Origin of the sequence: Lipingzhangella halophila (assembly GCF_014203805.1) — a bacterium.
Taxonomy (GTDB): domain Bacteria; phylum Actinomycetota; class Actinomycetes; order Streptosporangiales; family Streptosporangiaceae; genus Lipingzhangella; species Lipingzhangella halophila.
In genome coordinates this window covers 1-18,096 of record NZ_JACHJT010000003.1, presented here as the reverse complement: position 1 = coordinate 18,096, position 18,096 = coordinate 1, and the positions used below count along the sequence as shown (strand labels likewise).

Below are 18,096 nucleotides of genomic sequence, written 5' to 3'. Positions count from 1 at the left end.
GGAGGGTAGATGCCTGGCATCACCGGGCAGGGAACCACGTTCAACCTGCCGAATTTCGTAGGCGACCTGTTCGCTGAGACGCCTACTGACACGCCGTTCCTGTCCATGATCGGCGGACTGACCGGCGGCAAGGCCACCATGTCGACGCTGTTCCAGTGGCAGGGCTACGACCTGCGTGACGCGGCCGACGACCGGCAGCGGGTTGAGGGTGCCGACGCCCCGGACCCGCGGGCGCGGGCGCGGTTCAATGTGGTCAACGTCTGCGAAATCCATCAGGAGGCTTTGGAGGTCTCCTACACCAAGCTCGCCGCAACCGGACAGTTCAACTCGACCGGCTCCGACCACCCCGGGTCGGTGGGCATCGCCGGCACAAACCCGGTGGCCAACGAGCTGGACTGGCAGATCCGCCAGGCTCTGGTGCAGATCGCCCGCGACATCGAGAAGACGTTCCTGACCGGAACGTTCGCTAACCCGTCGACCAACGCCGACCCCCGCAAGACGCAGGGCATCCTGGCGGCGATCGAGACCAACATTGAGGATGGCGGGGGTGCGGCGCTGACTGATGACATGGTGATTGACCTTCTGCAGCGGGTGTGGCAGAACGGCGGGATCCAGGAGCAGGACACCGCCACCCTGATGGCCAACGGGTGGCAGAAGCGCCAGCTCACCGAGCTGTTCATCACCGACCGCAACTATCAGGAGGCCACCAGAAACGTCGGCGGTGTGTCCGTGACGACGATTGAGACCGACTTCGGCCGGCTCAACGTCGTGCTCAACCGGCACATGCCCACCGACCAGATCGCGGTGGTCAGTGTGGAGCAGTGCGCCCCGGTATTCCTCAACGTGCCCGGCAAGGGCTTCTTGTTCGTGGAACCGCTGGCGAAGGTTGGCGCGGCCGAGCGCAGCCAGATTTACGGCGAGATCGGTTTGGAGTACGGCAACGAGAAGGCGCACGGCAAAATCACGAATTTGCAGGTTAGCGGCCCGGGGTCGAGTGAGAGCTGATGGGTATCGACGCTGGGCTCGTCACCGAGTGGCGCCGGGGCCGCCGCGCGGCGGGGCTTGTGGAGCTGGCGGTATGCCGCCGGCTTCGCGCCCTCGCCGCGGGCGTGCCCGCGGATCAGGCCATTGTGGAGCTGGGCGCGTTCAAGGGCAGGGCTACCGGGTGGTTGCTGCTGGGCGCGCAGGAGGGCCACCGGGCCCATGTGACGAGCGTGGACCCGTGGGGGCTGCGCAAGGACGGCTACAGCTCCATGTCGCCGACCTACACGGCGCCGGCGACCTACGCCGCGTTCAAGGGCCACCTGGCCCGCATCGGCGCTACGAAGGACACGCATACGGTCAAGCGCGGCTATGCCGCGTCCGTGGGCGCCAAATGGTCCGGGCCGCCGATTGGGCTGCTGTTCCACGACGCGGACCACTCCGCCGAGGCGGTCGCGGCCGACCTGGCGGCATGGCTGCCGCACCTCGCCGAGGACGCGGTGGTGGTGCTGCACGACGCCTGCGACCCCAACCACGGTGTTCAGGCCGGCGTGGAACAGGTGCTCGACGCTGGCCAGTGGCCGGAGCGTGAACTCATCCGGTGGAACCGGCGGCCGCACCGCCGCGGGGCGCTGATCGTGAAACGGGCGGTGGCTGATGCGGGTGACGGTGGCGGTGCCGTACTGGCGGAGTCCGACGACGATCCGGACCGCGGTGGCCTCGATCCTGGGGCAGACGCACCGGGACCTGACGTGCCTGGTGGTCAATGACGGTGACGATCCGGCGCCGCTGCGCGCGGCGCTGGACGGCATCGACGACGGCCGCCTGGTCGTGGTGGACCTGCCGCACAACCGCGGCCGGTACTTCGTGGACGCGGTCACCGCGCAGGCGTGCCTCACCGAGTGGTGGGTGCCCCACGACGCCGACGACGCGTCCGAGCCGCACCGGATAGAGGCGTTGCTCGCCGCCGCTGAGCAGGGTACGGATGCGGTGTTCTCGCCGTTCACGAACCACCGCGAGGACGGGCGGGTCGAGCACCGGGCGATCCGGGGCCGCACGCCGGACCGGCGGATGCGCTACACCGCGCACCTGTCCCAGCTCTGGCGCACGTCGGCCGCACGGCGGCTCACCCACCCGGGCTACCGGGTGGCCTACGACGCGGTGATGACCACGGCCGCCCTCTACTACGGGCACGTGGTGATCCACGGCGAGCCGTCGTACCACCGGATCCGCCAACCCGAATCGCTGGTGACCTCGGTCGCCACCGGCCGGGGGTCACCGCACCGACGCGAAACCCGGCAGAAGCTGAAACGGCTGTGGCGGAGGATCGACACCGGTTCGTCCACCCTGGACGACGCCGGGCGCTGGATCCACGCCGACACCGATCCGGGCCTTGTGGCCGAGGTGGACGAGCAGGCCGCGCGCCTGCGCGAGACCCTACTGGGAGGCGTCGGTGATCGTGTTCGCGAGCAACGCGACCGGGTGGGATGACCAGACCGGGGCGATGGTGCCGGGCGGGATGACCGATGCCTACATCGGCCCCATCCTGGCCCACCTTCCGGCGGGCTCCTACGTGGTGGACCGCCAGCCGCACCGGGGCGCGACCAACGTCTACCTCGCCGTGCGCCATCGCTACAGTGCGGGGCGCCGCGAGACTGGGCGCACCGGTGTACAGATCAGCCACGGTATCGCCGACAAGTCGTACAGGCACGGCGTCAAGATGAGGTCGTTCGACCATGTCGTCTCGCCGGGACCAGTGCACACCGCGCGTTTCATCGACGGGGGTGTGCAGAGGAACCGGATCGTGGAGCTCGGCTACCCCAAGCTCGACCCCATTTATCAGGGCACGGTCCCGGCGCTGGAGCGCGACGACCGTATCCGGGTGGTCTACGCCCCCACGCACGGCGGCGGATCCGAACGCTACACCCGCGGCAACCCGCGCGCGCCCGGCGCCGGCGCGACGTCCTGGTGGCACCGCGACACAGTGATGCGCCTCCTCGACCCCGACGTCTACGACGTCGTCACGGCCTGGCACCCGCGCCACCGCGACGACCGGCGCGCCACCCTCGCCGAATACGCCGGCGCCGACGTGGTCATCGCCGACGGCGGATCCACGATCTACGAGGCGATGGCACTCGGGGTCCCGGTGGTGCTGCCGTCCTGGCTCACCCGGGACCGCAACCTGGAGCGCGAGCAGGGCCGCACGCTGGAGGCGAGAGTCTACCGCGACCGCATCGGCTACCACGTCGATCGTGCCGAAGAGCTGCCCGACGCGGTGAAGCAGGCCGCCACGCAAGGGCCGCGGCCGACCGATGTGGAGTTCATCGACGGCGTGCTGCCGCCCGACGTGCGCGGCCGCGGCGGAAAGCTTCACGCCCAGTTCCTCCTCGACCTCGACAGGAGGTGAGCCGTGGATCCGCTCGCGACACAGGACGACCTCGCGGCCCTACTGGGCCGCAACCTCACCGACGACGAGGAGGCCCGGGCCGACGGGCTACTCAAGGGCGCGTCGGCCAGGGTGCGCGCCTACACCCGGCGCGTCTTCACCCCTGTGGAGGGCGACGAGATCACGCTGCGCCCTGTGGGCACCGTAGTGCGCCTTCCACAGCGACCCGTCACCGAGGTGACCTCGGTGTACGCGCTCGCCAGCGACGGCACCCCAGATGTGGAGCTGTCCGGGTGGGTGTTCGACGGAGTCGACAAGATCGACATCGCCCCGGCCTGCCCGGCGGAGCCGACGACGGCGCCGTTGTGGTGGTGCCACCCGGACGCCTATCGGGTGACCTATTCCCACGGGGACGCCGAGGTGCCCGACGTGGTGGTCGACGTGGTCGCGTCCATGGTGCTGCGCACCCTGCTCGCCCCAACACAGACCCCGGGCATGGTCAGCGAGCGCGTCGGCATCTACAACTATCAGCTGCAGCAGTCCGGAGGCAGTCCGGGCGCCTCGGTTCGGATGCTGCAGGAGGACCGCGACGCCCTCGACGATGCCGGGTACCGGCGCCGGGTCGGCACGATCGGGGTGAGGGCCGGATGAGCACCCAGGTGGAGCGCGACCAGCGAGAGCTCGCCCGTGAGCAGAAGAAGCTCGCCAGGGCCCAGAAGGCCGATGACGAGGCGAAGGCCACCGATGCACAGAAACGCATCGCCCGGCTCACGGAGCGCATCGCCCGAGCCGAACGGAAGGGGAGGCGATGACCAGCGTCGGCGTCCCCTCCCGGCTGATGCCGCACACCGTGACCCTCGTCCATCCCGTCGAGTCCACTGACTCCTATGGCAACACGGTCTATGACTACGGCGAGGCCGCCGAGCGGAGTGAGGTTCGGGCGTGGCTGCAGCAGGATCAGCGCAGCCTCGTCGCCGTCGACGGCGCTGACCCGATGGAGGCCCGGTGGCTCATGGTCACCGACCACACCGGGGTGCGCCGCCGCGACCGTGTCGAGTGGGACGACCACCCCTCCGGCGAGCAGGTGGTGTTCCGGCTCGACGGGCAACCGGCCCCGCTGTACAACCCGCTGTCGCGCAATGGGGTGCACCACATGGAGGTCACCCTGCGCGTCGTCGACGGATAAGGGGGCGCCCATGGCCCGGGTTCGCTTCCGGCACAGCAGTTCCGGCTACCAGGCCGTCATGAAGGGCGAGGGGGTCGAGTCCGACCTGCAGCGCCGGGCGGATGCGGTGCGCGGTGTCGCCGCACCCCAGTTCGCCGCCCGGTACCACTACGGCGACCCTCCCGAGGTCATCGCTGATACCTACATCGGCCAGTCGCGGGCCGGGGCGACCATCATCGCGGTCCATCCCGAGTCGCTGGCCATTGAGAGACGGCACCGCATTCTCGGCGGGGCGATCGACGCCGCCCGCGGCTAACCCAGAGGGAGGTGCATCGTGGCCTTCCCCGACATTTTCCCCCCACTGCGCGCCCACCTGCTGCCCGTTGTGGACCCGGTGCCGGTGGTGACCCGGGTACCCGACCCGCGGCCGGAACGGCTAGTCCAGATGCGCCGGGTCGGCGGCCAGGCCCAGGCACCGGTGCGCGACCGGGCGCGGTTCGACGTGTGGTGCTGGGCGCCGACTGACGACGAGGCGATGGGTCTCGCCCTGGACGTGCGTGGGGCTCTGTGGGCGCTGTCCGGCACCGACCAAATCGGCCCCCCGGTGTACCGGGTCGAGGAGTTCCTCGGGCCGCGCCACGACGACGACCCCACCACGTCATCGCCCCGCGTGTGGGCGACCTACGAGCTCACGATCCGCGCGGACTCAGCCATCTATCTAGCCCCATAGGAGGGACTACATGTCTGCAAACTTGGCGGCCGAGGAGGTCCGCGTAGGTATCACCGGGGCGTTCTACTCCGCTCCGCGCGGCACCGCCGAGGCGCCCGAGGACGCTTCCAGCTCGCTGGACTCGGCGTTCACCGGCCACGGCTACCTCAACGAGGACGGGGCCGTGGAGTCCTGGGACGACTCGGTGGACACCATCATCGGCTGGCAGGGAGCGACCACGGTACGCAGCGTGCGCACCGAGTCCACCGCCACGATCGAACTAACGCTGCTGCAGACTCGCGGCTCCACCCTGGAGCTGTTCCACCCCGGCTCCCACGTCGAGGAGAACAACGGCGAGTGGAAGATGCACGTCAAGCCGCCCACCCACGACCCGCGGGCGTTCGTGCTGGACGTGATCGACGGCGACGAGCTGCTGCGGATCTACATCGGCAACGGCGAGCTGACCGAGCGCGACGAAGTGCCCTACGCCAACTCCGGCGATCCGGTGCAGTACCCGATGACGCTGACCTGCTACCCGGATGGCAACGGCGACCTCATGGTCAAGTACTCCAACTCCGACGCCTGGGGTGAGGGCATCGCCGGTGAGTCCTGACGATCCACCCCGCGGCCGGTCTCGCGCGGAGCCGGCCGCGGGGTGTCCAACCCTCCTCCGCGCACCTGATTGGAGATCCGCGCGATGACGTTCGATGCACGCTCCGCCGGCGGCGGTGCTAACCGCCATCCCTTCCCCTTCATCGGGATGGACGGGCAGCGCTACGAGCTGCCCCACATGAAGACGGTGAAGTCGGGACTGCTGCAGGAGTTCACCGGCGGCAGCGAGGAAGCCCTCGAAGAGATTGCCGGCCGCGAGGTCTATGAGGCGATCATGGAGATGTCGACCGGCGCCGCCGAGGACCTGGTGCAGGCGTGGGCGGACCACTCGGGAACCTCGGGAAAAGCGCACTCGCCCTCCTCGCAGACCCGCAATCGTTCGAAGCGACGCAAGCGGACCTAGTCCTGCGGGGGATCGACCCGCTGGAGTTGTCCGCGGGCGACCTGGGTGCCGCGGCCTACGCCCTGGCCCACGAACCCCACAGCCAGACGGCGCGCGAGCACGGAGGCGACGGCCACACCCTGACCGAGCACCTGCTGTACATGGTGCTCGACGAGCTGCGCATCGCCAACTGGCAGCGATCCAAGGACGGCCAGAAGAACCGGCGCAAACCCAAGCGCGTCAGTCCGCTGGCTCAGTCCGAGTCGAAACAGTACGGCGACACGAGCGACCGGGACCCCTCCGAGGTGGCGGCACTGCTCGACCGCTACGGACCCAAATCCACATCTGAATAGCGCGCCGCTGTAGGTCCGCGACCCGAGAGGGGGTGGCCGGCCTATGGCGACCGAGGTCGGTGTCGGCTATGTGCGTCTGATTCCCACCATGAAGGGGTTCGGCGGAGCTGCCCAGAAGGGGATGACCGGTGCTCTGGCCGGGCCGGCGGCCGCCGCCGGGCGCACCACCGGTAACACGTTGGGGCGGTCACTGTCGGCATCCGCGGGCAGCGCGATCGGCGGTCTCGGGACCCAGTTCAAGACCATGGCCGGGGTCGCCAGCGGCGCCCTGGCCGCGGTCGGCGTCGCTTCGTTCACCGGCGACGTGTTCTCGATGGCCGACTCCATCCAGAACGCCCAGGCGTCGTTGACCGGGATGTATGGGGACGCGGGCAAGGCCGCCGACACCATCGACACTCTCAACAGCAAGTTCGCCCAGTCCCCGATCGGCGCGGAGGCGTTTCAGGACGCCGCGGTGTCCCTGGGCTACCTCGGCGTTGAGGGCGGCGACGCCGTCGGGATGCTGGAGAACATCGACGTCGCCGTGCAGTCCCTGGGGGGCGGGCCGGCTGAGATTGATTCCATCACGTCTGCCCTGACGAAGACGCAGAACCAGGGCAAGGCGATGAACGGCGAGCTGAACATGATCTCGGAGGCGGGTTTCCCGATCTTCGAGGAGCTGGCCGACCACATCGGGGTCACCTCCGGCGAGATCAAGACCATGGCCTCCGAGGGCGAGATCGGCCTGGAAGACCTGCTCGCGGTGCTGGGTGATCCCACCCAGGAGAGCTTTCAGAAGGCTCAGGCGGCGGCCGACGCAACCGGCAAAACTTTCAGCGGCGCGTTTCAGGCCGCCAAGGGGCAGGTGGTCACCAGCCTCGGCGAGATGCTGGTGCCGCTGATGGACAAGCTCGCCCCGGCCGTGGAGACCATCGGCGACAAGGTCGAATCTGGGATGGGCGCCCTACCCGGGATCATCTCCGACGTCGGAGCGAAACTGGAGTCGGCCGGGGTGACCGACGCGGTCACCCGCATCGCCACCGGAATCAAGGACTTCGCCGTCGCCGCGCTACCGGCCATCAAGGGGTTCGGGGCGGGGTTCGTGGCTGCGCTCGGCGCCGCCCTGGTGGTGCTCTCGCCCCTGGGGTCGATGCTGTCCTCGCTGGCCGGGATCATGCAGAACAACGCCGGCACCGTGAAAGTCCTCGGTGCCGCACTGGGCGGGCTACTGGGCACCGCGGCCGCGATCGCTGGGGTCATGAAGATCGCCACCATGGCGATGACCGCGTTCCGGGTGGTCGTGGCGGCGGTGCAAACGGTCATCTTGCTTAAGACCGCGGCGATCAAAATCTGGACAACGCTGCTCAAGGTAGCTCGGGCTCTCACGATCGCGTGGACTGCGGTGCAGTGGCTGCTCAACGCGGCCATGATGGCCAACCCCATCGGGCTGATCATCCTGGCCATCATCGCGCTGATCGCGATCATCGCGCTGATCGTCGTCTATTGGGACAAGATCGTCGCGGCCACGCTCGCCGCCTGGGAATGGCTCAAGTCCGCCATCTCTACGGCTGTCTCATTCATCATCGAATGGCTCAAGAACAACTGGATGCTGCTGCTGGGCATCCTCACCGGGCCGATCGGGCTCGCCGTCGGGCTGATCATCAAGTACTGGGATCAGATCAAGGCGGGCATGGCCGCGGCGTGGAGCGCCATCAAGGGCGCCGCCGCGGCGGCCTGGAACTGGATCAAGAACACGGTCACCGGGCTCATTCAGGCCCTGGTGGGCGCGATCCTGAAGCGATTCCTGCTCGCGAAGATGCATATTCAGCGGGCGTGGCTGATGGCGAAGGCAATCACGCGCCAGGCATGGGCCCGCATCAAGTCCTTCGTGTCCAACGGGGTCTCCAACCTGCTCTCCAAAGTCAAGAGCATCCCCGGCAAGGTGAAGAACGCCCTGTCCAACGCCAAGAACTGGCTGGTCAACGCGGGCAAGAATGTAATCAAGGGGCTAATCAGCGGCATCAAGGGCATGATGGGAAGCCTGGGCGACACCGCCTCGGATATCGCGTCCAAGATCCGCGACAAGCTCCCGTTCAGCCCCGCGAAGGAAGGCCCGCTCAGTGGGTCCGGGGCTCCGAACATCGCCGGCGCCACGATCGGCGACATGCTCGCCGAAGGGCTGCGTGCCTCGGTGGGCGAGGTCTCCGCCGCCGGTGAACTCGCGGTCGCCGGAGCAGTCCCGCAAATCCCTTCGGCTCGCGGAGGCGCAGGGGGCGCGGCACCTGTGGAGGTCACCATCGACGGATCCGGACTGCCGCGGGCGCTGGACCAGTGGCTGCGCAAGTCGGTACGCGTCAAGGGCGGCGGCCGCGTGCAAGCCGCCTATGGGCAGTAAGGGGGCCGCGTGGACTTCCCGTCTCGGATTGGCCTCCGCGTGGAGATCGCGTTCGGCGCGAACCTGTCCGCCGACCCCGACACGTGGGACTGGACCGACGTCTCCGGCGACGTGCACTCACAGTCAATCCAAATCACCCGGGGCCGCCAGGACGAGGCCAGCAGTGTCGAGCCGTCCTCAGTGGCCGTCGAGCTGGACAACCCGGACGGGGACTACACCCCACGCCGGCCCCAGTCGCGCTACTTCCCGTATGTGCGCCGCAGTACCCCACTGCGGATTTCCGTGCAGTGGCAGGGCGAGTGGCACGTGCGGTTCGCCGGAGAGGTCGCCGAGTGGGCGCCCACCTGGCCCTACGGCGACCTGTCGTCCGGAGACTACGAGGGTGAGGCACGCGTCAAGGTGACCGCGTCCGGAATCCTGCGCCGCCTCGGTCAGGGCCAGGCGGCGCTGCACTCCGCGCTGCGGCGCCGGATCGTCGACTCCGACCCGGTGGGGTACTGGCCGCTGGATGACGGAAAGGACACGTTTTCCGCGCGCCCAGTGGTGGGCCGTGCCCAGCTCTTCCCCTGGATCCGTGAGGCCGAGATCAAATGGGCCGACGCGGAGATGGCGCCCTGGCTGGAATCCAGCGTCAACGTCGCCAAGACCGGAATCTCGTCGCGGATCCATGGGGCCTACGACACCGACGGCGTGACCGCCGACATCGTGTTCGCGCGCAGCGAGGGCGCGGCAGTGTCCACCATGCTGGTAGCTGATGCCGGTTCCGGGGATCCGGGCGACCCCTTCACCCAGATACAAGTGCGTACCGACCCCGACGATGATGAGATTGACCTGAGCATAAAGGTTACTGAGGACGGCGCCGAGTCCTCGTCCACGCTGGACACCGTGACCGCGCGAGGGTTTTGGGACGGCCGCCCTCACCATCTGCGTCTGGTCGTCGAGCAGGGCGGGTCCGATCTCGACATTACGGTGCTGATCGACGGTGAGGAGGTCATCACCGTCGTCGAGCCCGGGCAGTTCGCCGGGCTCGGCGGGATCGGCATGGGCCGCAGCACGCCGGGTCTGACGGTCGACGAGCAGACGTTCCTGGTTGCTCACCTGGCCGCGTGGACCGCCGACCCGCCGCCAGTAACGGACATGGTGCGGGCGATGCGGGGACACCGCGGCGAGACCGCGGGCCGGCGTATCGAGCGCTTGTGCTCCGAGGAGGGTATCGCCCTCGAGGTGCATGGCGACCTAGACCAAACGATGGTCGTAGGGCCGCAGCATCCCGAGACGCTGCTGGATCTGCTGCAGCAGGCCGCCGAGGTTGACGCAGGCATCCTCTACGAGGCGCGTGAGACGCCGTCGTTGGCGTACCGGCCGGGCCGCAGCACCTACAACCAGGGGGAGTGACCGTGTCTGTGGAGCATGTGTGGGTCGGCGCGGTCACCGAGTCCTCGGCCTGGGTGCGGGCCCGCATCGATGGCGACGAGGCGCGGCTGGCCGTCTCCGAAAGCTCTGACCTGTCCTCGCCGACGTACTTTGGCCCGGACACGGCCACCTCGGATGACATGGTCTCCATCCGGGCCACTGGCCTGGACGCTGACACCCGGTATCACTACGCCATCGAGGTGGACGACACCCTCGACACCGACACCACCGGTACGTTCCGTACCCACCCGCGGCAGGGGGAGCGGGCGGACTTCACGTTCGCCATGGCCACCTGCGCCGGCGCCTCTCCGGAGTACTCCGGGGAGGGGTCCGTGCTCGCCGCCGACCGACTGTCCAATCACCCGGTGTTCGACGAGATCCGTCGTGCCGACCCGCTGTTCTTCGCCCATGGCGGGGACATGCACTACTACGACCTCGGCTCCGGGTCGCACGGCATCTCCGGCGGTGGGTCACTGGCCAACTACCGCCGTGCCTATGACGACGTGCTACGCCAACCCCGCCAACACCGGCTCTACCGTGATGTGCCGCTGGTGTACGCCTGGGATGATCACGACTTCGGGCCGAACGATTCAGACCGGACAGCGTCGGGGCGGGACAATGCCTGCGAGGTCTACCGGGAGCGGGTGCCGCACTACGGCCTGCCCGCCGGGAGTGGCGCGAACCCGATCTACCAGTCGTTCACCGTCGGCCGGGTGCTGTTCCTGCTCAGTGATGTGCGCGCCGACCGCGATCCCAACGACGACCCCCAGGGCCAGTCCAAGACCATGCTGGGCGCGGCACAGAAGGCGTGGATGGAGCAGGTACTCACCGCGAACACTGGGGCGCAGGCGATGGTGTGGCTCACCCCGTCGCAGTGGGTCAGCGAACACGAGGATTCGTGGGCCTCCTTCCTTCATGAACGTAACGAGCTCGTCGAGCTGTTCGGCGACACCGGGTGGCTCACCCGCATGTGCGCCCTCTCCGGCGACGCCCACGCCCTGTCCATCGACACCGGCGGCGGCAACCGACACGGCAACTTCCCGATCTACCAGTTCTCCGCGCTGGACTCCGGGGGCACCAGCGGACCGGCCACCGACACCGGCCCCAACTTGAGCGGCCGGGGCCACTACGGACTCGTGCGCATCCGCGACCGCGGGCACACCATCGCCGTCGCCGGCACCGGATACGACATGGGCAGCCGGTGGCGCGCCCACACCTGGTACTCCTACGTCGGCAGCACGGTGTTCGCCCTGGACGCCGCCGCCGAGAACCTCGGCGATATCGTCGACCCGTTCGCGCCCATGCTGGACGACGACGGCGTGCGCAACGACGTCGCGGTGTCACGCCAGGACGGCGGCGAGGCGCGCGTCGTCGACGACGACCACGTCGAGACCTACGGCCGCTACGACGAGAGCGCCACGCTCAACGTCAACGACGACGACCAGCTCGAATCGCAGGCCGGCTGGCGGGTGCACCTGGGCACGTGGCCCGGCATGCGCTACCCCGCCGTGTCGCCGGCGCTAAACGTGCGGCCGCAGGTGGTCGAGGGGTGGTTGGACGTAGACCTAGGCGACCAGATCGAGGTGTCGAACCTCCCGCCGCAGCATCCCGACGGCACGGTCGCCCTGATCGCACAGGGCTACGCCGAGACGATCGGGCCGCACCGGTGGGACGTGGAGATCAACACCACCCCGGCCGGGCCGCTGACCATCGCCCACCTACCCGAGACCGGCCGGGTGGCCGAGGACTTCGAGGACGCCGACCTCGACATCACCATCACCGACGGCGGCGACGAGCCATGGACTCGCACCGACGCCGAGGCCGCGTCGGGTGAGTGGTCGCTACGCTCCGGTGTGATCACCCACGATGAGACGTCGGATGCGATCGTGACCGTCCCGACCGGCGCGCAGGCCGTCCGGTTCTGGTACCGGGTCTCCAGCGAGGAGGACTTCGACTTCTTCCGCTTCCTCGTCGATTCCAGCGAGGAGCTCACAGCGTCCGGTGACGGCGAGTGGACGCTCTCCGACGAGTACGACGTGAGTAGTGCGGACACGATCACGTTCCGATACGAGAAAGACGGCAGCGTCTCAGAGAACCAGGACACTGCGTTCATCGACGACATCGTGTTCACCCTGGCGCCGGATGCCGGCCCCGACGAGCCCAACCGGCTCGACACCTCTGGCAGCGTCCTCGCCGACGGCATCGACAACATCGACACCGAGTTGCTCGTGCTCACCGAGCAGGACGGGCCACACGACCGGGCGCTGTGGATCACTACGGACGGCCCCGGGGACCATCTGCCGGAGCAGTTCCCGTTCGACGTCACCATGGGCGGCGAGACCGCTCGCGTGACCGCGTGCGAGCCGTTCGCGTGGGACGACTTCGACCGCACCGAGACCGACGCCTGGGGCATCTCCGACAGTGGCCACGACTGGGCCGAGACGGGGGGCTCCGCATCCGATCGCGAGATCGACGACGGTGTCGCCACCGTCACCCTGGCCTCCGATCCCACGGATGCGCGATTCCAGGTGCTCGACACCGCCGAGGTGGGCGACTGCGACATCACCGTCTCCGTGTCGGTGAGCGCCACCGCCAGCGGCGGATCCCTCGCCCCGTCGGTGCTGCTGCGCTACGTCGACAACACCGAGTTCTACCTGGTGCGGATCCACCACACCAGCAGCGGCAATGTGTTCCTGTCGCTGACGAACTCGACGTCGTCCACTCACGAGGGTGAGATCGACGGCAATGAGGACTCCGGGTTCGACTACGAGGGCGGCGACGTGTTCCACGTCCGGGTTCGCCTGGTCGGCGACCGGGTGTTGTGCCGGGTGTGGCCCGATGATGGGCGCCCGGAGCCGAGCTACTGGCAGCTCGACCGCGAGGTCACCGAGGACACCATTAGCACGGGCCGGGCAGGTGTGGCTGCGCTGGCGTTCGCCGGTAACGACAACACCGATCCGGAGTTGTCGTTCCGCGAGCTCCGCGTCGAGAACCCGCAACGGTTCACCGTCGAGCGCGCGGTCAACGACGTCGACGCCGAGCACGACGCGGGCACAGCGGTCGCGCTGACCCAACCCGCCGTGATCGGGCTCTAACGAAAGGGGGCCAGGTGGTCATTCAGGTACGGGCGGGCCAGATCCTCACCGCTGACATCCTCAACGCCGGCCGAATGCGGATCATCGCGCAGGAGAACGACCAGGTCATCACCGAGCAAACCAGCTTCGAGGACAGCGAGATTAGCTTCCTGCCGGAGCCCAACGCCCTCTACGCGTACTGGCTCTACATCTCCTACTCGGCGCACGCCGACGCTGACTTCGTGTGGCGCTGGCCCGAGCAGGCCAGCGTTGACGTGTTGTTCTCCAGCTTCAGCCAGGCATACAACCGCAGTCCGGGCTCGGCGATCAACTCCGGCGGCGAGGTGATCTTCCGCCGCCCGGCCAACTCCACCTCACGCGTGGCCGGCGGGACCGGGGAGTCCAACTTCAACAGTGCCTATGACTCCGGCACTTTTGAGTCCGGGTCCGACCCGTCCACGGTGACAATGCAGTTCGCCCAGGACAGCAGCGATACGGGTGAGACCCGGTTGCGCGGCGGCAATCAGACCCGGCTGCTCTACCAACGGACCGCGTGATGAGCGACGACCCGGAGAGAATGCCGCCTTCAGTGGAGGTCGCGCTGGCACGCCTCCAGGGATCCATCGACAAGGGGTTTGCCGACGTGCAGGGCCAGCTCGGACTCCTCCTGCAGCGCGCCGATCAGCAGGACAAGCGCGCGGACTCCCACGCGTCGACCATCGCCGAGCACGACGAGCGTCTGCGGGAAGTGGAAACATCGCGCCCCACCCGGGCTGACCTGGACGCTGTCCAGACCCGCCTCGGTGAGCTCCGCGAGGACGTGGTGACCCAGGACCAGCTCGCCGGGCAGCGGCGCCAGGTGCTCGGGTGGACCAGTGTGATCGTCACGCTGGTCGGCATCCTCACCGGCGCCGGGGTGAGTCTGCTGGTCGCCATCCTGCCCTGACCCGCACCCACCATTCGCCCCGGCTGTGCGCCGGGGCATCTCTACATCTGGAGGCATGTATGGCCTGGAGGCTGGCGCGGTCGCTGGAGCGGCTGCGCGACGAGGTGCGCCAGGTGGCGCCCGGAACGACGGTATGGACCATCGGAGACGCGGCGCACCGCGCGTCCGCCTCCGACCACAACCCCAACGCGTCCGGGGTGGTGTGCGCGATCGATGTGGTCGGCGATGCCGGTCTCGATCTGGCAGGGCTGGCCGAGCAGGTGCGCACAGGGGGGCACCCCGCGGCTAAGTACGTGATCTATGACCGGCGCATCGCTTCCCGTGCCCACGGGTGGACCTGGCGCCACTACAGCGGCAGTAACCCACACAGCACCCATGTTCACGTGTCCGTCGGCCGAGGGCCGGACGGCAGCAGTACCGGACCATACGACGACACCAGCTCGTGGGGCATCAGCTCTGGCGGTGCGACAGCAGAGGAGGACGACATGATCGGTTTGAAGAAGGGCGACCAGGGCCCGGCCGTGGGATTGCTCCAGTACATGATCAAGCTCTCCGGGGAGCCCTACTCGGATCTCCTTGGCACGTGGGGGCCGCATGAGGACGGCGTCGACGAGCATTTCGGCGACGACACCGAGACCGCTCTACTCAAGCTCCGCAAGGACTACGGATCGGGCACCGACCAGGGCGAACACGTCACCTACTGGGCGGTGGGGCAGGTCACCGCGATGATGGCAGACGCCCGCGCTCGCCGGATTTTCGAGCAGATGCAGAGCTGATCCCCAGATTTCAGAACCCTTTCAGCCCCGGCGACCGCCGGGGCTTTCGCATGTCAGGAGAGACGCATGCCCAGTAAGACCACCACCACTGATGCCCGGTCCCGGTCCCTGCGCACCGTCGCCCAGGGCGCCGTGGCCGTCGTCCTGCTCGCCGTAGCCGGTGTCGTCGCCGACCAGGTGACCCCCGGCGAGCTGGTCGACTACGCCAGCCTCGGTGTCGGTGCGGCCACGGCCGCCGGTACCGCGCTGGCTGCCTACGTGCAGCGGGTTCTGGAGGGCGACACCCCGCCGGCCGAATAGCCTGCTCCGCACAGCACAGCGCCCCCGTCACCCTTGAGGTGACGGGGGCGCCATTCGTGTGTCCGGGGGTCAGTACCCCATGCGCGCCCCGATAGCCGCGATCATCAGCAGGGCCACGTTGATCAGGAAAAAGCTCACGCCGAGCCAGAATCCCCACAGCGCGAGCGCGCGCCCGCGGAGCTGGTGCGTGTGGGTCGTGCGCAGCCCGTAGGCACCCGTCAATGCCGCCATGGCGGGCAGCAGGGTGAACAACCCGAACGCCGGGAACGTGGTGACGCCACCGAGGATGCCCAGGATGAGCGACGCGACCGCCGCGGCTGAGCGGGGGCGAGCTGGGGAGTGTGGGGGATGGTGCATGGTGCCCATTGTGCTCCTCACAGGGGGACCGTGGGGCCGCCCCGGGGAACCCCTCAGTCGCCCGGGGCGGCGGTCCCGCGCGGCCGCGTCACAGGACGGGGCCCGCGGCCGCGCGGGGGTCTATCGGTCGCGGTCGTCCATCATCTGCCGGGCGGTGCGCAGCGCCTCCTCGGCGCGCTCCAGCCAGGCCACCTGCTCGGTATGATCGTCCGCGCCCGGCCACAGCTCGACGTCCATGCCGTCGGCGAGCTGGATCACGATCTCGCGGGGCCGGTGGTCGGTGAGGTGCACCTCGGACGCGCGGGGGTGCATCAGCGTGGAGTAGTGGCCGACGTGGCTCACCTCGCCACCCCCACCAGAGGGCCCTGCTGGGCGCGCGCGGGGTCGATGAGCGGGCACTGGTGCGGGGTGGGGTAGGGCGCCGCCATCTCGCATCTGGGTGCGGGGCAGTGCCACATGGCGACCGGGGCGCCGGTGGTGGCCAGGTAGGCGTGGACGGCGTCGGCGAGGTCGCTCATGTCGTCGACCGGCGGCGTGTCCGCGGGCCGCGCGAGCCGCGTCAACGCGTCCAGCCCGCGGCGGGTCGCGTCCTCGCGTTCCTGCTCCTGCTGGCGCTCGTGTGCGACCAGCCACGGGCCGACGAGGTGATGCCGGGCGTACAACTCGGGCGGCGGCGGCGCCTCTGGCAGGAAGGGCCGCACGCGGCGTGTGCGCCGCGGCCGGGTGGGACGGATCGCCCCGGGTGCGTGGCGTCCGGGCCGCCGTGCGGGCACGAGCAGCGCCAGCGTCAGCAGGTACAGCAGGCGCGCGACGGTCGTGTACGTCGTGTACATAGATGATCCCCTCTCGGGGTTGGCGATGCGAGCAACTCAGGTGCCGACCATCATGCACCGAACCGCGCGTACCGCACAACCGAAAATGAGAGAATCGCTGATTTTTGACGCCGCTACACTGCCCTCTATGGCACGCAACTACAGCCCAACCGTGCGCCGCCGCAGGCTCGGTACGCAGCTCAGGCGCCTACGGGAAGATGCCGGGTACAAACTCAGCGACGTAGGCGACGCGCTCGGATGGGCGCGAGCCAAGGTCGGCCGGCTGGAAACCTCGGAACTCAAGACGGTCAAGAACGGCGACCTCGACGCGCTACTGCGCCTCTACGGTGTCGAGGACCCGGCGGCGCGTGAATCCCTACACCAGCTCGCCAGAGAGGCCAAACACAAGGGCTGGTGGTGGCGCTACCGCGACGTGTTCCGCGGGCGCGAGCCACTACCCGATTTCGAGGCCGAGGCGAGCCAGATCCGGACCTACGAGGTCGCGACCGTGCCCGGCCTGCTACAGACGCCGGAGTACGCCGAGGCTGTGTTCCGCGGTGGCCGGTACACCTCAGCCGAGCACATCCAGCGCCAGGTAGAGGCGCGCATGGAGCGACGGGAGATCCTCCAAAGGCACGAGGGTCAGGCGCGGTTGTGGGCCGTCATCGACGAGGCTGCCCTGCGGCGCCCGATCGGGTCGGCCGAGATCATGCGCACGCAGTTCGAGTACCTGCTGCGTATCGGTCAGCTCCCGAACATCGACATTCAGGTACTCCCGTTCGCCGCGGGTGCTCATGCTGCGCTCGGCCGGCCGTTCACGATCCTGGACTTTCCCGAGTCACAAGATCCGACGATCGTCTACACGGACAGCGTTGGGGCCGGGCAGTTCGAGGAAGATACTGGGGAGGTTGCACAGTATGTCGCGACCTTCAGTGACGTACAGGGCGCATCTCTCAGTACAGTGGCGAGTGCCCAGCACATAGAGGGCGTACTGTCCGAAGAAAGCGAATGATCATGACTACACCTGAGTTCCGTAAGAGCAGCTACAGCAACCAGAACCAGAACTGCGTCGAGGTTGCCGACCTCGACACCGGCGCCGCGGTGCGCGACACGCAGAACCGCGACCGGGGACACCTGGAGTTCCCGGCCGCCGAGTGGCGCGCGTTCCTGACCGAGGTCAGGGGCGAGCAGCTCTAACCCTGCCCGAATAGCGATGACCCCCTCGGCCTGTGGTCGAGGGGGTCATCGCGTACCTGAGTGCTCGTAGAGCATCACGGGTCAGCCTACCCCGCTGTGGGGACTCGCGGCAGCACCCTGCCGGGCGCGTCCGGTCGCGGCTCATGTCTGCGTTTTGGGGAGCAATCCCAGCGCGTACTCGGCAGTCGACATACCGCTGTCGGGGCCATGGACGAGGGGAGAGACCAGGGGGCGCGGCCGGGAACGGGCGGTCTCGGTG

At 68.6% G+C, this 18,096-nt stretch carries 24 protein-coding genes; 21 read left to right on the top strand and 3 right to left on the bottom strand.

Features of this window, described 5'->3' with window-relative positions; genetic code table 11:
• Positions 1-9: 9 nt before the first annotated feature.
• The 19 genes from F4561_RS31665 (at position 10) to F4561_RS31575 (ending at position 15,471) form a co-directional block, all read left to right on the top strand.
• Entirely contained in the window at positions 10-1,005 is a 996-nt protein-coding gene (locus F4561_RS31665; protein ID WP_184585427.1) for an SU10 major capsid protein, read from the top strand.
• Positions 1,005-1,751: a class I SAM-dependent methyltransferase gene (locus tag F4561_RS31660; protein WP_184585426.1), complete on the top strand. Its 747-nt coding sequence runs from the start codon at positions 1,005-1,007 to the stop codon at positions 1,749-1,751. The genes F4561_RS31665 and F4561_RS31660 overlap by 1 nt, the downstream gene beginning before the upstream one ends.
• Complete coding sequence (locus F4561_RS31655) at positions 1,696-2,472, top strand: glycosyltransferase family 2 protein (protein WP_312885753.1); 777 nt, start codon at positions 1,696-1,698, stop codon at positions 2,470-2,472. Before F4561_RS31660 ends, F4561_RS31655 begins: the two co-directional genes overlap by 56 nt.
• The gene (locus F4561_RS31650; protein WP_184585424.1) at positions 2,435-3,388 is read left to right on the top strand and encodes a CDP-glycerol glycerophosphotransferase family protein; all 954 of its coding nucleotides are present in this window, start codon (positions 2,435-2,437) and stop codon (positions 3,386-3,388) included. Before F4561_RS31655 ends, F4561_RS31650 begins: the two co-directional genes overlap by 38 nt.
• A 3-nt stretch (positions 3,389-3,391) precedes the next feature.
• Positions 3,392-4,018: a hypothetical protein gene (locus F4561_RS31645; RefSeq protein WP_184585423.1), complete on the top strand. Its 627-nt coding sequence runs from the start codon at positions 3,392-3,394 to the stop codon at positions 4,016-4,018.
• Complete coding sequence (locus F4561_RS31640) at positions 4,015-4,179, top strand: hypothetical protein (RefSeq protein ID WP_184585422.1); 165 nt, start codon at positions 4,015-4,017, stop codon at positions 4,177-4,179. Before F4561_RS31645 ends, F4561_RS31640 begins: the two co-directional genes overlap by 4 nt.
• Positions 4,176-4,553 carry a hypothetical protein gene (locus F4561_RS31635; protein WP_184585421.1) on the top strand — a complete coding sequence of 126 codons (378 nt, stop codon included), beginning with the start codon at positions 4,176-4,178 and terminating at the stop codon, positions 4,551-4,553. The genes F4561_RS31640 and F4561_RS31635 overlap by 4 nt, the downstream gene beginning before the upstream one ends.
• Before the next feature lie 10 nt (positions 4,554-4,563).
• Positions 4,564-4,848 carry a hypothetical protein gene (locus F4561_RS31630; RefSeq protein WP_184585420.1) on the top strand — a complete coding sequence of 95 codons (285 nt, stop codon included), beginning with the start codon at positions 4,564-4,566 and terminating at the stop codon, positions 4,846-4,848.
• Between the two features lie 18 nt (positions 4,849-4,866).
• Positions 4,867-5,262: a phage tail termination protein gene (locus F4561_RS31625; RefSeq protein ID WP_184585419.1), complete on the top strand. Its 396-nt coding sequence runs from the start codon at positions 4,867-4,869 to the stop codon at positions 5,260-5,262.
• 10 nt (positions 5,263-5,272) lie between these two features.
• On the top strand, positions 5,273-5,854 hold the full coding sequence (locus F4561_RS31620) for a phage tail tube protein (RefSeq protein WP_184585418.1): 582 nt from the start codon (positions 5,273-5,275) through the stop codon (positions 5,852-5,854).
• Positions 5,855-5,938: 84 nt separating this feature from the next.
• Positions 5,939-6,256, top strand: coding sequence for a hypothetical protein (locus F4561_RS31615; RefSeq protein ID WP_184585417.1), 318 nt, complete (start codon positions 5,939-5,941; stop codon positions 6,254-6,256).
• Positions 6,257-6,282: 26 nt separating this feature from the next.
• The gene (locus F4561_RS31610; RefSeq protein ID WP_184585416.1) at positions 6,283-6,588 is read left to right on the top strand and encodes a DUF5361 domain-containing protein; all 306 of its coding nucleotides are present in this window, start codon (positions 6,283-6,285) and stop codon (positions 6,586-6,588) included.
• Between the two features lie 43 nt (positions 6,589-6,631).
• On the top strand, positions 6,632-8,962 hold the full coding sequence (locus F4561_RS31605) for a tape measure protein (protein ID WP_184585415.1): 2,331 nt from the start codon (positions 6,632-6,634) through the stop codon (positions 8,960-8,962).
• 9 nt (positions 8,963-8,971) lie between these two features.
• Positions 8,972-10,357, top strand: a complete 1,386-nt coding sequence (locus F4561_RS31600) for a hypothetical protein (RefSeq protein ID WP_184585414.1) — start codon at positions 8,972-8,974, stop codon at positions 10,355-10,357.
• 2 nt (positions 10,358-10,359) lie between these two features.
• Positions 10,360-13,470, top strand: a complete 3,111-nt coding sequence (locus F4561_RS31595) for an alkaline phosphatase D family protein (protein ID WP_184585413.1) — start codon at positions 10,360-10,362, stop codon at positions 13,468-13,470.
• A 14-nt stretch (positions 13,471-13,484) separates the two neighbouring features.
• Positions 13,485-14,006, top strand: coding sequence for a hypothetical protein (locus F4561_RS31590; protein ID WP_184585412.1), 522 nt, complete (start codon positions 13,485-13,487; stop codon positions 14,004-14,006).
• Positions 14,006-14,395: a hypothetical protein gene (locus tag F4561_RS31585; protein ID WP_184585411.1), complete on the top strand. Its 390-nt coding sequence runs from the start codon at positions 14,006-14,008 to the stop codon at positions 14,393-14,395. The genes F4561_RS31590 and F4561_RS31585 overlap by 1 nt, the downstream gene beginning before the upstream one ends.
• A 59-nt stretch (positions 14,396-14,454) precedes the next feature.
• Positions 14,455-15,171, top strand: coding sequence for a hypothetical protein (locus tag F4561_RS31580; RefSeq protein WP_184585410.1), 717 nt, complete (start codon positions 14,455-14,457; stop codon positions 15,169-15,171).
• A 66-nt stretch (positions 15,172-15,237) separates the two neighbouring features.
• Positions 15,238-15,471 (top strand): hypothetical protein, encoded by a 234-nt coding sequence (locus tag F4561_RS31575; protein WP_184585409.1) that lies wholly within the window; start codon positions 15,238-15,240, stop codon positions 15,469-15,471.
• Between the two features lie 69 nt (positions 15,472-15,540).
• On the opposite strand, the gene F4561_RS31570 is transcribed toward F4561_RS31575, so the two are convergent.
• From F4561_RS31570 to F4561_RS31560, 3 genes are all read right to left on the bottom strand, one after another.
• Positions 15,541-15,828 (bottom strand): hypothetical protein, encoded by a 288-nt coding sequence (locus F4561_RS31570; RefSeq protein ID WP_184585408.1) that lies wholly within the window; start codon positions 15,826-15,828, stop codon positions 15,541-15,543.
• 120 nt (positions 15,829-15,948) lie between these two features.
• Positions 15,949-16,170, bottom strand: coding sequence for a hypothetical protein (locus F4561_RS31565; RefSeq protein WP_184585407.1), 222 nt, complete (start codon positions 16,168-16,170; stop codon positions 15,949-15,951).
• The gene (locus tag F4561_RS31560; RefSeq protein ID WP_184585406.1) at positions 16,167-16,661 is read right to left on the bottom strand and encodes a hypothetical protein; all 495 of its coding nucleotides are present in this window, start codon (positions 16,659-16,661) and stop codon (positions 16,167-16,169) included. The genes F4561_RS31565 and F4561_RS31560 overlap by 4 nt, the downstream gene beginning before the upstream one ends.
• Positions 16,662-16,788: 127 nt before the next feature.
• On the opposite strand from F4561_RS31560, the gene F4561_RS31555 reads away from it, so the two are divergent.
• Both F4561_RS31555 and F4561_RS31550 read left to right on the top strand, forming a co-directional pair.
• Positions 16,789-17,652, top strand: a complete 864-nt coding sequence (locus F4561_RS31555) for a helix-turn-helix domain-containing protein (RefSeq protein WP_184585405.1) — start codon at positions 16,789-16,791, stop codon at positions 17,650-17,652.
• A 2-nt stretch (positions 17,653-17,654) separates the two neighbouring features.
• Positions 17,655-17,837, top strand: a complete 183-nt coding sequence (locus F4561_RS31550) for a DUF397 domain-containing protein (protein WP_184585404.1) — start codon at positions 17,655-17,657, stop codon at positions 17,835-17,837.
• Positions 17,838-18,096 lie beyond the last annotated feature (259 nt).

Coding starts and splice junctions, on each gene's coding strand:
- F4561_RS31585 (WP_184585411.1), top strand. CDS start 14,006: ATGAGCGACGACCCGGAGAGAATGCCGCCTTCAGTGGAGGTCGCGCTG.
- F4561_RS31630 (WP_184585420.1), top strand. CDS start 4,564: ATGGCCCGGGTTCGCTTCCGGCACAGCAGTTCCGGCTACCAGGCCGTC.
- F4561_RS31570 (WP_184585408.1), bottom strand. CDS start 15,828: ATGCACCATCCCCCACACTCCCCAGCTCGCCCCCGCTCAGCCGCGGCG.
- F4561_RS31665 (WP_184585427.1), top strand. CDS start 10: ATGCCTGGCATCACCGGGCAGGGAACCACGTTCAACCTGCCGAATTTC.
- F4561_RS31560 (WP_184585406.1), bottom strand. CDS start 16,661: ATGTACACGACGTACACGACCGTCGCGCGCCTGCTGTACCTGCTGACG.
- F4561_RS31550 (WP_184585404.1), top strand. CDS start 17,655: ATGACTACACCTGAGTTCCGTAAGAGCAGCTACAGCAACCAGAACCAG.
- F4561_RS31580 (WP_184585410.1), top strand. CDS start 14,455: ATGGCCTGGAGGCTGGCGCGGTCGCTGGAGCGGCTGCGCGACGAGGTG.
- F4561_RS31635 (WP_184585421.1), top strand. CDS start 4,176: ATGACCAGCGTCGGCGTCCCCTCCCGGCTGATGCCGCACACCGTGACC.
- F4561_RS31640 (WP_184585422.1), top strand. CDS start 4,015: ATGAGCACCCAGGTGGAGCGCGACCAGCGAGAGCTCGCCCGTGAGCAG.
- F4561_RS31620 (WP_184585418.1), top strand. CDS start 5,273: ATGTCTGCAAACTTGGCGGCCGAGGAGGTCCGCGTAGGTATCACCGGG.
- F4561_RS31615 (WP_184585417.1), top strand. CDS start 5,939: ATGACGTTCGATGCACGCTCCGCCGGCGGCGGTGCTAACCGCCATCCC.
- F4561_RS31605 (WP_184585415.1), top strand. CDS start 6,632: ATGGCGACCGAGGTCGGTGTCGGCTATGTGCGTCTGATTCCCACCATG.
- F4561_RS31660 (WP_184585426.1), top strand. CDS start 1,005: ATGGGTATCGACGCTGGGCTCGTCACCGAGTGGCGCCGGGGCCGCCGC.
- F4561_RS31575 (WP_184585409.1), top strand. CDS start 15,238: ATGCCCAGTAAGACCACCACCACTGATGCCCGGTCCCGGTCCCTGCGC.
- F4561_RS31555 (WP_184585405.1), top strand. CDS start 16,789: ATGGCACGCAACTACAGCCCAACCGTGCGCCGCCGCAGGCTCGGTACG.